Here is a 13,385-nt window from a genome sequence, read left to right as displayed (position 1 = left end):
CTTTATATAGACATTATATGTTGAGTAACAACATATAGCATCCTTTCTGTATTTGCATGAAAAGTCAACCATTCATGTTGGTTAAGGACAACATATATGGTCGATAAAATAAATAAAAAAAGAAACGAATTCAGCTTGAACTTGGGAAAATGTATTAGTGAAAAGCGGAAGAAAATTGGTTTGACCCAAGCAAACGTAGCAGAAAAGCTAAACCTTGATACTGAAACCATTTCAAGATTTGAGCGGGGAGTATCTTTGCCGTCACTTTTAACGCTTCAGAAATTAGCTGTAGCATTGAGTACAACGACATCAGAGTTGTTTGCAGAAAGCTCTTCTCAACCTACTGTTCAAGCAGAAGTTATTTCTACGTGGTTATCCAAATTAAGTGAAAAAGATAGAGTGTTTGTGATGCAGCTGATTAAGCAATCATGCGAGCATTTGAGCTTGAAAGATTAGACGACTTACTTAAAAACTGCACTCGCCACACACCTTAACCTTGTGAGCATACTGCCTGAATTTCCATATCAAACAAAGGGATTGTTATATTGTCTGATATTCTCAACAAGATTAATTGCTAAATTATGGCTTTTTTTGATGATTATTATCAAGAGCAGCATTATCTAATTTGCACCTAGAAAAATACTGTTGATCCGTACTGCATTAATTGATTAGTTATAGCATGATCTATGGCAATCTGTAATCAGGCCTCTTTGCCTGTCATCCTAACTATCGATAATACCCACTTATCACTAATCAAAAACCTGTTCTTGTCACCATAAAAAATCGTTCTGATTTTCCTTCAAGATGTAACGTAAGTCGTTGTTTCAATTTGACAAACTCTGTCAATATGGTATAATAACTCATTGAAATAGCAGGATTTTTTCTAATGAGAAAGTTGCCTTTATTCACTCAGAATTCCGTGACATCGGATAATGAAACGGTACATGCTTATTTAAACGCTGCGCTCTCAGGCAACACCTGGCGAGCCTACCGTAATGACTTGCAACATTTTCAAGTGTGGGGCGGCACACTACCCTCTTCACCCGAACAAATTTCCTGTTATCTAGCCTGTCACGCTCAGAAGCATACCGTTGCCACTCTGACACGCAGACTGGCGAGTCTATCCAAATTCCATAATGCCAAGCAGTGGACTAATCCAGTCAGCACTGAATTGGTTCGCGCCACGTTTCGGGGAATACGCAATCAGCATGGCATGAAGCAACGACAAGTTGCTCCAGCCATCAAAGAAGACATTTTGGCGATGGTAAAAAATCTGCAAGGTACCAAAGGAATCCGTGACAAAGCATTATTGCTCATCGGTTTTGCGGGAGCCTTCCGGAGAAGTGAATTAGCCAGTCTGCAATATTGCGATATCGAGTATGTCCAGCAAGGGATGCTTATTTATTTGCGCCGTAGCAAAACAGACCAAGCCGGACAAGGCAGAAAAATTGCCATCCCTTATGCCCGTGGGGCTGTTTGTCCGGTCATCGCTTTGCGTGAATGGCTAGAACACTCTGGAATTAATGAGGGCCCAATTTTTCGCAGTATCAACCGCCATGGTCATATTGGAGAACAAGCGATTACTTCGCAATCTATCGCCTTGGTGATTAAGGAGCGTGCAGCAGCGGCAGGATTGGATGCCACAAAATACTCAGGGCATAGCTTGCGAGCGGGTTTGGTTACTTCGGCTGCACAAGCCGGAATCAGTAGCTGGAAAATTCGACAACAAACGGGCCACAAAACGGATGCCATGCTGCAACGCTATATTCGGGATGCAAACATCTTCGTTGATAACGCAGCTGGGGGCGTGCTATGAAAACATCCATGCACTATGCGAGTCTATCTAATGTTGAACTGCTGGCCAAATTGATTGGTGTTCGTGAATCGCGCCTGCTTTATCGGGGATATCTCCAGCCATTATTTTCAGCTTCTCCAGAAAAAGGCATTCCTCATGAGAAATGCGCAGTAGCCAAAGAATTGATAAAACGGCTTCTGGAAGAAGAATTGCTGCATGGCGATGCGTTGAATTCACCTAGTGCAGTTCGGGACTATCTAAGACTGTCAATGAACCAGCGAGAACATGAAGTCTTTGTTGTCATCTTTCTTGACGCACGAAATCGGGTCATTACCACCGAAGAAATGTTTCGCGGGACTTTAACGCAAACCAGTGTATACCCTCGCGAAGTCGTAAAGGCTGCGCTTAAACATAATGCTGCGGCAGTGATATTGGCGCATAACCATCCAAGCGGAATAGCAGACCCGAGTCGATCTGATCGAGTGCTAACCGATACCTTGAAGCAGGCTCTGGCTATGGTTGAAGTGAACGTGCTCGATCATCTCATTATTGCCGGGGCTGAAACGTTGAGCCTGGCCGAGCAAGGATTAATGTAATAGATTCTGTGCAATCAACTGCACGAAGTCGTCATTATCAGTGCAATTAATTGCAATTAGACAAATTAAAATGGGGGTTGAAATTGATTACTAAAAATACAGGCAGTGATATAAACACTCACATCTATCGAAAACTGTTAAAAGTTATTCCTGACCTACACACCATTGAGGAATATGGTAAGTCAGTGGTGCCGGGATTCATGGACTTGAACCTCGATGTTCTGCAATATACACCTGAAAAAATCATTATTGCACTCAGCCACTACTACAAACACCCGTCCGGGGATATGATTGCCGATCCAGATATGGAGATTGCCATTTATCCAGACCGGGAGTACGCGGAAGCGCTTACTTATCAAGATAGTTTCACGTATCAATCGGTAATGTTGGATTCAGGGGGTATTAATGCAAAACTGCAAAGAGAATTGAACATTTTTCTTTCCCAGTGGCTAGCTAACTTAGTTGAGCAAGGTCATCAGATCACGAATAAAGAGTAATTTAGATAGATATTCCAAACCTGAATTGCTCTGATTGTTTTTGCTATTTACTATCTTGATACATTATTAATAAAGCAACTTCATTGCTTTGTTTCTATCCTCTATTTCATAATTTCCTGATTGCTATTACCATCTTGATGTAATGTTGCGTTGTAATTCATGATAAAAACATAAGTGCCCGTATCATGCACAACTAAGCCAATAATAAAAACCAACAATAAGGAAGTATGAATCATCAATCCCTTTCCTCTTTTATCTGGTCGGTAGCCGATCTTTTGCGCGGCGATTACAGACAATCCGAATACGGGAAGGTTATTCTGCCTTTTACTGTACTGCGCCGCCTGGATTCTGTACTGGAACCCACCAAGGAAGCCGTGCTGGCGGAGTTTGCCGATAAGCAGAAAGCCGGTATAAATCCGGAGCCTTTCTTGTTGCGCAAAGCGGGGCAGAGTTTCTACAACACTTCGCCCATGGACATGAAGAAGTTGATGGGCGACCAGGATCATATCAAGGAAAACCTGTGCGCCTATATCCAGGGTTTTGCGCCTGCGGTACGGGATATCTTCGAGCGCTTTGATTTTTATACGCAGATCGATCGGCTTGCCAAATCCGGGTTGTTGTATCAGGTGACCGAGAAGTTCGCCAACATCGACCTGCATCCAGAAGCTGTCAGCAATAGCCAGATGGGGCTGGTGTTTGAGGAATTGATCCGCAAGTTTGCGGAAATCTCCAATGAAACCGCTGGAGAACACTTCACCCCGCGCGAAGTCATTCGCTTGATGGTCAACTTGCTGTTTATTGAGGATGACGAAGTACTAGCCAAGCCCGGTGTGGTTCGCACCATCTATGATCCCACTGCGGGCACCGGCGGCATGTTGTCCGTGGCAGGCGAATATCTCGAAGAACACAATCCGCAAGCACGGCTCACCATGTTCGGGCAGGAACTCAACGATGAATCCTACGCCATTTGCAAAGCGGATATGCTGATCAAAGGCCAGGATGTTGCAAACATCGTGGCCGGTAATACCCTTGCCGACGATGGTCATCCGCACAAGAAATTCGACTACATGCTCTCTAATCCACCGTTTGGCGTCGAATGGAAGAAAGTTGAAAAGGAAATCCGCAAGGAATTTGAATCGCAAGGATACAACGGGCGCTTCGGCCCAGGTTTGCCCAGGGTATCGGATGGTTCTCTGCTGTTTTTGCTGCACCTCATCAGCAAAATGCGCCCGGCCCATGAAGGTGGCAGCCGGTTTGGTATCGTGTTGAATGGCTCACCGCTATTTACCGGCGGCGCTGGCAGTGGCGAAAGTGAAATCCGCCGCTATGTGCTGGAGAACGATCTGGTAGAATCGATCATCGGCCTGCCCACCGATATGTTCTATAACACCGGCATTTCCACCTATGTCTGGATACTCTCCAACCACAAACCGGAACACCGCAAAGGTTTGGTACAACTGATCGATGCCAGCGGTTTCTGGCAAAAGATGCGCAAGAGCCTGGGCAGTAAACGCAAGGAATTCTCCGAAGCGCACATCGCTGAGATTACCCGTCTGTTCGGTAATTTCGAAGAAGCCAGCAAAGACGGTGCGCCGATTAGCCGCATCTTCAAGAATGAAGCATTCGGATACCGTACCATCACGGTAGAACGCCCGTTGCGTGACGCAAACGGTCAGATCATGCTGGGAGAAAAAGGCAAATTGAAGGGCAAACCGCAGCCAGATAGCAGCTTGCGCGATACGGAGAATGTTCCGCTCTCTGAGGATGTGGACGTTTATTTCAAACGCGAAGTCCTGCCGCATGTACCGGATGCCTGGATCGATCACGAGAAAACCAAGGTGGGCTATGAGATTCCCTTCAACCGGCACTTCTATGTATTCAAACCGCCGCGCGAACTGGCCGAGATCGATGCCGACCTGAAACAATGCACCGACCGGATTCTGACGATGATCAAAGGATTGTCGGCATGAGTTTTCCGCGTTACGAGCGTTATAAGGATAGTGGTGTCGAATGGCTGGGTGAAGTGCCGGAGCATTGGGAGGTAATACAGAGTCGTAGATTGTTCGCCCAGCGCAAAGATAGGGCTCTCGAATCTGACTTGCAGCTAACTGCATCTCAAAAGTATGGAATCATATATCAAACTGATTTCATGGCTATAGAAGATCAAAAAGTAGTTCAGGTAATACATGGCGCGGACATACTCAAACATGTAGAGCCTAATGATTTCGTTATTAGCATGCGAAGCTTCCAAGGGGGGATAGAGTGGTCAAGCTTTCGTGGATCCATCAGCTCAGCATACGTTATGCTGACACCTAGCAAAAATATTAATGCAAACTTCTTTCGCTATCTTCTAAAGTCGCAGTCCTATATTCAAGCACTGCAGAGCACTACAAATCTTGTACGCGATGGTCAGGCTTTACGCTATGATAATTTTACGCAGATTGCTTTACCCGTGATTCCTTTCGATGAGCAATCCGCCATCGCCACCTTTCTCGATCGCGAAACCGCCAAAATTGATGCGCTGATAGCTGAGCAACAGCGGCTGATTGAACTACTGAAAGAAAAGCGTCAGGCGGTGATTTCTCATGCCGTCACCAAAGGGCTGAACCCGGATGTGCCGATGAAGGATTCCGGTGTTGAGTGGCTGGGGGAAGTGCCAGAGCATTGGAGAATTACTCCATTTTCATATGGTGTTGGTTTTCAGGAGGGGCCAGGAATCCTTGCCATTGATTTCCAAGAAGAAGGAATCCCATTGCTTCGCATATCTGGAATTCAAGAACGATGGGCCACATTGGAGGGATGTAATTTTCTTAATCCAGAAAAAGTAAATTTGCGTTGGAACCACTTCCGACTCAAAGCTGGTGATCTGCTAATAAGCGCCAGCGCCAGTATGGGCAGCATTTGTGAAGTGGGGCAAGAAGCCGAGGGGGCCATTCCATATACTGGAATAATTCGACTATGGAAAAGGGACAACATTACAATTTCATGCTATGTAAGGACGTTGGTTAACTCTGCAATGTTCACAACCCAGGTGGATTTATTTAGAGCTGGCGCAACAATTCAACACTTTGGGCCGACTCACCTTAACCGCATGAAGATAGTTCTTCCTCCGATAGAAGAACAAGAATTTATCGCCACTTTTCTTGACCGCGAAACCACCAAACTCGACACCCTAACCGTCGAAGCTCAACGCGCCATCACCCTGCTACAAGAGCGCCGCACTGCCCTCATATCCGCCGCTGTTACCGGAAAAATTGACGTGCGCAATCTGGTATCCGACTAACGGGTAGTGGAATAAGCCGCGCGAGCAATCTGCGCCCTGAAATTCCTTTTCTATCGTCAGTATTGTCATGCGTAGCAAAACACCTATAATGGCTGAATTAGCTATTTGGAGGATTTAACCATGAGAATCATGACATCTGTCGAAGCCCAAAATCATTTTGGAGAACTGATTGATGCGGCGCAACGCGAACCGGTCACCATTACCCGGCGCGGGCGTCCGGTGGTGTATGTGGTTTCGCAACAGGAATACGATGAGTTAACCAAACGGTTAGCCATCAATCAAAGCCAGGTTGATAGTGAAAAAGCCAAAGCGGCGGTTGCGGCTTTCCGTGGCAAAGGCAAAGGCGGCGCGGTCGAGCGGCTATTGGAAGATCGCCGGGCTGATCGCGAACGGGAAGAATGAGCGGTTTCTTGCTGGATACGTCTGCTTTACTGGCCTTGCGCGATAATGAACTGGGAGCGAATCGGATCAGTGAGCTGTTAAGCGATGGATCGCCTTGTTATGGTTCTTTCATGACTTTGATGGAAGTGTTTTACCGGGTGTGGAAAGATGAAGGCGAAGCCGCCGGGCGTGAAGCGTATGCGGACTGTTTTGCTTTACCGATGGTTTGGATTCATGAGTCTGCCGAAATTTTGCAACGGGCCGCCGTGATTAAAGCAACCCATCCGCTATCGGTCGCCGACGCCTGGATAGCAGCGACGGCATTGGAACTGGAAGTAACGCTGGTGCATAAAGACCCGGAATTTGAGCATTTACCGGATTTGCTGCAAGAGCGTTTGCCCTATAAATAAAGGAGAACTGGTGAGCCTGTATAAAGAAATCAGTTTCGAGACTGAAATCTGTGGCCATCTGGCTGCGAATGGCTGGCAGTATTCAGAAGGTGATGCCAAGGATTACGACCGGGCCCAGGCCTTATTTCCGGCAGACGTCATCACCTGGATTCAGGATACCCAGCCCAAGGCATGGGAGGCGTTGACCAAGAACCACGGCGCGCAAGCAACTGAAATTCTGCTGCAACGCTTGCGTGATTCGATCGACCAGCGCGGCACCTTGGCCGTGTTGCGTCACGGAATAGAAATGATGGGGCTGCGTGAATCCCTTGCACTGGCTCAGTTCAAACCGGCCTTAGGTATAAATCCGGATATTCTAACCAAGTATGCCGCCAATCGATTGCGCATCTTGCGGCAAGTACGCTATTCGCTGCATAACGAGAATTCTATCGATCTGGTGCTGTTCCTCAACGGCATCCCGGTCGCCACCTGCGAACTCAAAACTGATTTCACGCAATCGATAGAAGATGCGATCGATCAGTATCGCTTTGACCGGCACCCCAAGCCCAAAGGGCAATCAGCCGAGCCGCTATTGTCGTTTCCCAACGGCGCACTGGTGCATTTCGCGGTGAGTAATCTGGAAGTACGCATGGCCACCAAACTGGCTGGTCCGGCGACAAAATTCTTGCCTTTTAATCAGGGTGACAATGGCGCAGCCGGTAACCCTGTCAATGAGAAAGGCGGACACCGCACTGCTTATCTATGGGAAGACGTCTGGGCGCGAGAAAGCTGGCTGGAAATTCTGGGGCGTTATTTAGTTGCGCAGAAGGACAGCAAGAAACAGATCAGCACGATCATCTTCCCGCGTTTTCATCAGTTGGATGCAACTCGCAAGTTAGCGGCAGCGGTATTGAGAGAGGGACCGGGCGGTAAATACCTGATCCAGCACTCCGCCGGTTCCGGAAAAACCAATTCTATCGCTTGGTCAGCGCATTTCCTCGCCGATTTGCACAATGCCCAGCATGAAAAGCTATTCGATTCCGTACTGGTGGTATCCGATCGCAATGTCATCGATTCACAATTGCAGGAAGCGATTTTTGACTTCGAGCGCACTAGCGGGGTGGTGGCAACCATTACCGGCGAGAGTGCCAGCAAAAGCGGCGAATTGGCCAAAGCGCTATCGGGTAACAAGAAGATTGTGGTTTGCACCATTCAGACTTTTCCGTTTGCACTGAAAGCGGTGCAAGAACTGGCAGGCGCGCAAGGGAAACACTTTGCGGTGATTGCCGATGAAGCGCACTCATCGCAAACCGGTGAAGCCGCCGCTAAACTGAAAGCAGTACTCTCCGCGGAAGAACTCAAAGAATTTGAGGATGGCGGCGAAATCAGCACCGAAGATATTCTGGCCACGCAAATGGCGGTACGCGCATCCGAAAAAGGCATCACCTATGTGGCCTTTACCGCTACCCCAAAGACCAAGACACTGGAACTGTTCGGGCGGCGGCCTAATCCCGATCTGCCAGCCAGCGCGGATAATCTGCCTGCACCCTTCCATGTTTACTCCATGCGGCAGGCCATCGAGGAAGGTTTTATTCTGGACGTATTGCAGAACTACACGCCGTACAAACTCGCATTCAAGCTTGCTCACAACGGCAAGGAGATGAGCGAGAAGGAAGTTGAGCGCAGCGAAGCAATGAAACACATCATGCGCTGGGTGAAGCTGCACCCCTACAACATTTCACAGAAGGTACAAGTCGTAGTGGAGCATTTTCGCGAAAATGTTGCGCCATTGCTGGATGGTCAGGCCAAAGCGATGGTGGTGGTAGGCAGCCGCCTGGAAGCTGTGCGCTGGAAGCTGGCCATTGAAAAATATATCAAGGATCAGAACTACAAGATCGGCACGCTGGTGGCTTTCTCCGGCGAGGTGAATGACAGGGAATCCGGCCCGGAGCCGTTTACGGAAAACAGCACAATCCTTAATCCCAACTTGCGTGGCCGCGATATGCGCGAAGCGTTCAAAACCGAAGACTATCAAATCCTGCTGGTTGCCAACAAATTCCAGACCGGTTTCGATCAACCGTTATTGTGCGGCATGTATGTGGATAAGCGGTTAGCGGGTATTCAGGCAGTTCAGACCTTATCACGGCTGAACCGTGCCTATCCCGGTAAGGACACGACTTATGTGGTGGACTTTGCGAATGACGGTGAAGAAATCCTGGCTGCATTCAAGACGTATCACACCACAGCGGAACTGGAAAACATTACCGACCCGAATCTGGTGTTCGATCTGCGCATGAAACTGGATGCGGCTGGATACTATGATGATTTCGAGGTGGATCGCGTGGTGGCGGTAGAATTCAAAGAAAATGCCAAGCAAGGTGACCTGTTTGCGGCATTGGAACCCGTGGCTTCACGTCTGCTGCATCGATACAAGGCTGCTCAGGAACATCTGAAGACCGCCAAAGACCGGAACAATAGCAAGGATGCAGAAGAAGTCCAGAACGAATTGAATGCACTCATTCTATTCAAACGGGATATGGGGACATTCCAGCGCATGTATGCATTTTTGTCGCAGATTTTTGATTACGGCAATACGGCGATTGAGAAACGTTTCATTTTCTATAAACGTTTGCTGCCGTTGCTGGAATTTGGCCGAGAACGTGAAGGCATCGATCTATCCAAGATCATCCTGACCCATCACAACCTCAAGAGCCGGGGTAAACAAGCTATGCCGCTCAATGATGGGGATGCGCCAAAGCTCAAACCGCTTGGCCCCGGCGGCGGCGAGGTGCAGGAAAAGGAAAAAGCGTTGATCACTGAGATCATTGCCAAGGTAAATGACCTATTCGAGGGTGATCTGACCGATGATGACCGGCTGGTCTATGTAAATAATGTGCTAAAAGGCAAATTGCTGGAATCGGAAATCCTGATACAACAGGCCATTAATAACACCAAGGAGCAATTCTCAAACTCTCCCGATTTCTCCAAAGAATTTATGAATGCCATCATGGATGCTCTTGCGGCACATAGCGCGATGAGCAAGCAGGCACTGGATTCGGAGCGGGTACGCAGCGGCTTGAAGGATATATTACTCGGGCCAGCTAAACTTTATGAAGCGCTGAGAGAAAAGCATCTACCCTGAGGCCGGTGAAATATGGAAAAGTTGATTATTGAATCAATGTCTATTTTTCATGGGAGTAGATATGTCCAAAAAAACAACTGATATGGCTCTGATACTCAAAGCATTAGAGTTCGCTTCGATCAAGCATAGAGATCAAAGAAGAAAAGACGCTAGTGCATCTCCTTATATCAATCACCCGATTACACTTGCAAAAATATTGTGCGTTGAAGGCGGCATCGCCGACACCAAAGTAATATGCGCTGCTCTATTGCACGATACGATAGAAGATACTGAAACCACAGCCGAAGAGTTGCAAGTTCATTTCGGAAAAGCTATCACCAAAATCGTGTTAGAAGTAACAGACGACAAGAAATTACCGAAAGCCGAACGCAAACGCTTGCAGATTGAGAATGCCTCTCATGCCAGCAAGCGTGCAAAGCTGGTCAAACTTGCAGACAAGATTTCAAATCTTCGTGACATACTGAATAGTCCACCAGCTGATTGGTCAATCAAGCGAAAGCAGGAGTATTTTGATTGGGCGAAAGAGGTGGTTGACCAAGTTAAGGATGCCAACAAGAAGCTTGGTAAAGCCTTTGATCAGGTGTATACGCAAAGACCCTAGTACCACAGTCGCTACAATTAGAATCTCTCATGTGTGGCGGTATTCAATATCAGGATCACAAAATCTACTTTCCTCAACCGGATGCCCGATTGCCCGTAATGCTGCGGCATAGGGGAGTGACTTGGGTTATCTGGGGCAAGCGCAAAAATGAAGGATTTGGAAAATTCCCAAATGGTGGTTGGGCACGACTTGATTCCATCAAAGCAGGCAAATGGAAGCCTTGGCATCCAAGACCGATATTAATTACTGCCGAAAGCTTCATGGAAAAAGATCATGATAAGCAATCTCATTGGATAACCTTGGCGCCGGGAATGGCTATTCAGGCGTTATTGGCTGAACGGAATGGTGAGCAGAGAGTATATGTGGTTACTGAAGAAACGCTACCTGAATATCACTGGATTCATGATCGCTGGCCTCGATTGAGAAAACTATCGGATAAACGCGCTATAAGTACGAAAGAATAACCTTCTGTGTATCGAAAGTACGATATTTTCGCCATTGGCAGTGCGCGGTTATGTGCAATTAATTGCACAAGAATTATAAATTATTGGCCCAGAAATGCAGCACGATAAATTTTATCTGATGGTTTAAATATTCCAAGAGGGCTAAAAAGCTGGAGCACAATTCTCTACCTGAACCACCACAGTTCTATCACACTGACTAACTCCAATATGCTCAAATGTATAAAAATACACACAAATTAACTTATTGATTTATTGAGTATGGTAGTGTATTGTTGAGCACAGAGGTATGCCAAAATTGACTCATAACCCGAAGGTCGTAGGTTCAAATCCTGCCCCCGCAACCATCTTATCCTTGCTGAGAATCGCCGTTTCATGCGGCTTTTCAGCAAGTTCAGATTTACGGGATGAACGTGCATTTAGGTTAACCATCTCGTTCTTGTCTGACAAATCCTCTTTCGAGGAAATTTCGTCAGCATTAGAATCTTCCTGCCAACCATGTTTTTGATCACCTGATTCGGTCATCATTTTGACTTGCTGCAACAAAGGATCGTAATCGCTAATCTTTTGCTGCTTGCCTGCCGCAACTGTCAAAATTCCGGCAAGGTCGCCATGCAGGTCGATGGCGTATTCTGTTCCTGACGCTTTGGGCGTCAGTACAATCTTATCAATGAGGCCTCTGAGCAGGTCTGCTGCTTCAGTTCTGGTTTCTTCCCTGTTGAGAGAAACTCGTAGCGCTTCCACTTCTTTCTGGTAACGCTGAGACATGTTCGGATGCAGAAGCACCGGCGCTTCCTCTTTGCCTTCGAGATAGCTTTCCAGCTCTTCCCGGCGTTCAATGATTTTATTGAGCGCGTCTTTCACTTCCGATGCAGGTATCCCGTTTTTGATGGCTTCGATAATCTTTTCCTTATCAGCAGCCAGCTTTTGCAGCTCTTTTTTGTAACGGTTTATCGCCGCATTCCGGGTTTGTCGCAGCTCATTGATATGTTTAGTGTATTCCTCGCAAAATACCTTTACCAGCTCCGGGTTCATCAAGTGGTGCTGTAATGCTTCCAGAATGGTGTGCTCCAGGCTCTCTTGCTTAATGGTGAGCCGGTTGCTGCAAGTGCCCTTATTCCTGGCAGCGGAGCAACCGTAGCGATCAGCCGACACTTTGCTCATGCCGCTGCCGCAGCAACCGCAGGTGAGAAGATAAGAAAACAAGTTTTTGGGGCGTTGCTTGGCCCAGAATTGAGGTTTCTCATCTAGCGCTTTCTGGCGTATCTTGACCTGCTCCCAGAGCTCTTCATCGATAATGCGTAAGTGAGGGACTTCGGTAATGATCCAGTCTTCTTCTGGGTTTGGCCGGGCGACACGTTTACCTGTATCCGGGTCTTTTAAAAATTTCTGACGATTCCAGATCAGCCGACCTATGTAGAGCTCATTATTGATAATGCCGGTGCCACGCCGTCTGTTCCCGTAAATTGTCGTTGCGCCCCAAGCTTTGCCAGAGGGGCATGGAATGCCTTTTTTATTGAGATTTAGCGCAATTTTCTTGGGTGAAACGCCAGCGGCGTAATCGCGGAAGATTTGCTTAACAATTTCTGCTTCTTCCTTATTGATCTCACGATCTCCCCTGATCGCTTCACCATAGGAATCAAATTGTTTCACTACATTGTAGCCGTAGCACAAGCCTCCGCCAGATTTGCCTTTTTCTATCCGGCCACTTAGCCCGCGATGGGTTTTGGCTGCCAAGTCTTTCAAAAACAAGGCATTCATCGTTCCCTTCAGTCCGATATGAATGTCACTCACTTCGCCGCCATCGGATAAGGTATGAATAGCAATGCCGACAAACTGAAAACGTTTATATATGCCTGCAATATCCTGCTGGTCTCTGCTTAAGCGATCCAGCCCTTCAGCCAGAACAATATCAAACTTGTTACTCATGGCATCTTGCATAAGCATCTGGATTCCAGGGCGCATCAAGCTCGCACCGCTGATACCGTGATCGGTATAGGTATTAACTACCTTCCAGTTTTCATGCTTGGCCCGTTCACTGCAAATCCGGATTTGATCTTCAATCGAGGCATCGCTTTGAAGATCACTGCTATATCTGGCATAAATGGCAACTTTTTTCATATCAAGACTCCAAATCAGGCTTTTGTGTCAAAGACGTTGTGCATCTGAGATGGCGCTCGTAATCTTGCTCAGCTGAACGCCGAGCAAGAAAGCGAACAACGTCAACAATCCGCGAGTCG

General features: G+C 47.2%; 12 protein-coding genes. 11 read left to right on the top strand and 1 reads right to left on the bottom strand.

Going from position 1 to position 13,385, the window contains the following annotated elements; all coding sequences use genetic code 11:
* Nucleotides 1–96: 96 nt before the first annotated feature.
* The 11 genes from R2103_RS04970 to R2103_RS04920 all read left to right on the top strand — a co-directional run bounded on the left by R2103_RS04970 (nt 97) and on the right by R2103_RS04920 (nt 11,148).
* On the top strand, nt 97–456 hold the full coding sequence (locus R2103_RS04970; RefSeq protein ID WP_317530406.1) for a helix-turn-helix transcriptional regulator: 360 nt from the start codon (nt 97–99) through the stop codon (nt 454–456).
* A gap of 430 nt (nt 457–886) precedes the next feature.
* Nucleotides 887–1,816 carry a site-specific integrase gene (locus R2103_RS04965; protein ID WP_317530405.1) on the top strand — a complete coding sequence of 310 codons (930 nt, stop codon included), beginning with the start codon at nt 887–889 and terminating at the stop codon, nt 1,814–1,816.
* Complete coding sequence (radC, locus tag R2103_RS04960; protein WP_411172600.1) at nt 1,813–2,391, top strand: RadC family protein; 579 nt, start codon at nt 1,813–1,815, stop codon at nt 2,389–2,391. Before R2103_RS04965 ends, radC begins: the two co-directional genes overlap by 4 nt.
* An 83-nt stretch (nt 2,392–2,474) precedes the next feature.
* Nucleotides 2,475–2,888, top strand: coding sequence for a DUF1249 domain-containing protein (locus tag R2103_RS04955; RefSeq protein WP_317530404.1), 414 nt, complete (start codon nt 2,475–2,477; stop codon nt 2,886–2,888).
* Between the two features lie 227 nt (nt 2,889–3,115).
* Entirely contained in the window at nt 3,116–4,858 is a 1,743-nt protein-coding gene (locus R2103_RS04950) for a class I SAM-dependent DNA methyltransferase (RefSeq protein WP_317530403.1), read from the top strand.
* Nucleotides 4,855–6,171, top strand: coding sequence for a restriction endonuclease subunit S (locus R2103_RS04945; protein WP_317530402.1), 1,317 nt, complete (start codon nt 4,855–4,857; stop codon nt 6,169–6,171). The genes R2103_RS04950 and R2103_RS04945 overlap by 4 nt, the downstream gene beginning before the upstream one ends.
* Nucleotides 6,172–6,291: 120 nt before the next feature.
* The gene (locus R2103_RS04940; protein WP_317530401.1) at nt 6,292–6,573 is read left to right on the top strand and encodes a type II toxin-antitoxin system Phd/YefM family antitoxin; all 282 of its coding nucleotides are present in this window, start codon (nt 6,292–6,294) and stop codon (nt 6,571–6,573) included.
* On the top strand, nt 6,570–6,962 hold the full coding sequence (locus R2103_RS04935) for a PIN domain-containing protein (RefSeq protein WP_317530400.1): 393 nt from the start codon (nt 6,570–6,572) through the stop codon (nt 6,960–6,962). Before R2103_RS04940 ends, R2103_RS04935 begins: the two co-directional genes overlap by 4 nt.
* 10 nt (nt 6,963–6,972) lie before the next feature.
* Nucleotides 6,973–10,083: a type I restriction endonuclease subunit R gene (locus R2103_RS04930; RefSeq protein ID WP_317530399.1), complete on the top strand. Its 3,111-nt coding sequence runs from the start codon at nt 6,973–6,975 to the stop codon at nt 10,081–10,083.
* A 61-nt stretch (nt 10,084–10,144) separates the two neighbouring features.
* A complete protein-coding gene (locus tag R2103_RS04925; protein WP_317530398.1) occupies nt 10,145–10,684 on the top strand; it encodes an HD domain-containing protein in 540 nt (179 codons plus the stop codon).
* A gap of 29 nt (nt 10,685–10,713) precedes the next feature.
* Entirely contained in the window at nt 10,714–11,148 is a 435-nt protein-coding gene (locus tag R2103_RS04920; protein WP_317530397.1) for a hypothetical protein, read from the top strand.
* Nucleotides 11,149–11,448: 300 nt separating this feature from the next.
* On the opposite strand, the gene R2103_RS04915 is transcribed toward R2103_RS04920, so the two are convergent.
* A complete protein-coding gene (locus tag R2103_RS04915) occupies nt 11,449–13,266 on the bottom strand; it encodes a recombinase family protein (protein ID WP_317530396.1) in 1,818 nt (605 codons plus the stop codon).
* Nucleotides 13,267–13,385: the final 119 nt, after the last annotated feature.

This window comes from Nitrosomonas sp. Is24, from assembly GCF_033063335.1.
In the GTDB taxonomy this organism is placed as follows: domain Bacteria; phylum Pseudomonadota; class Gammaproteobacteria; order Burkholderiales; family Nitrosomonadaceae; genus Nitrosomonas.
This window is presented reverse-complemented; position numbering and strand designations above follow the sequence as displayed.

What these genes read in the sequence shown, in the direction of transcription:
- R2103_RS04970 (WP_317530406.1), top strand. Translation starts at nt 97, where the DNA reads ATGGTCGATAAAATAAATAAAAAAAGAAACGAATTCAGCTTGAACTTG.
- R2103_RS04965 (WP_317530405.1), top strand. Translation starts at nt 887, where the DNA reads ATGAGAAAGTTGCCTTTATTCACTCAGAATTCCGTGACATCGGATAAT.
- radC (WP_411172600.1), top strand. Translation starts at nt 1,813, where the DNA reads ATGAAAACATCCATGCACTATGCGAGTCTATCTAATGTTGAACTGCTG.
- R2103_RS04950 (WP_317530403.1), top strand. Translation starts at nt 3,116, where the DNA reads ATGAATCATCAATCCCTTTCCTCTTTTATCTGGTCGGTAGCCGATCTT.
- R2103_RS04945 (WP_317530402.1), top strand. Translation starts at nt 4,855, where the DNA reads ATGAGTTTTCCGCGTTACGAGCGTTATAAGGATAGTGGTGTCGAATGG.
- R2103_RS04940 (WP_317530401.1), top strand. Translation starts at nt 6,292, where the DNA reads ATGAGAATCATGACATCTGTCGAAGCCCAAAATCATTTTGGAGAACTG.
- R2103_RS04935 (WP_317530400.1), top strand. Translation starts at nt 6,570, where the DNA reads ATGAGCGGTTTCTTGCTGGATACGTCTGCTTTACTGGCCTTGCGCGAT.
- R2103_RS04925 (WP_317530398.1), top strand. Translation starts at nt 10,145, where the DNA reads ATGTCCAAAAAAACAACTGATATGGCTCTGATACTCAAAGCATTAGAG.
- R2103_RS04920 (WP_317530397.1), top strand. Translation starts at nt 10,714, where the DNA reads ATGTGTGGCGGTATTCAATATCAGGATCACAAAATCTACTTTCCTCAA.
- R2103_RS04915 (WP_317530396.1), bottom strand. Translation starts at nt 13,266, where the DNA reads ATGAAAAAAGTTGCCATTTATGCCAGATATAGCAGTGATCTTCAAAGC.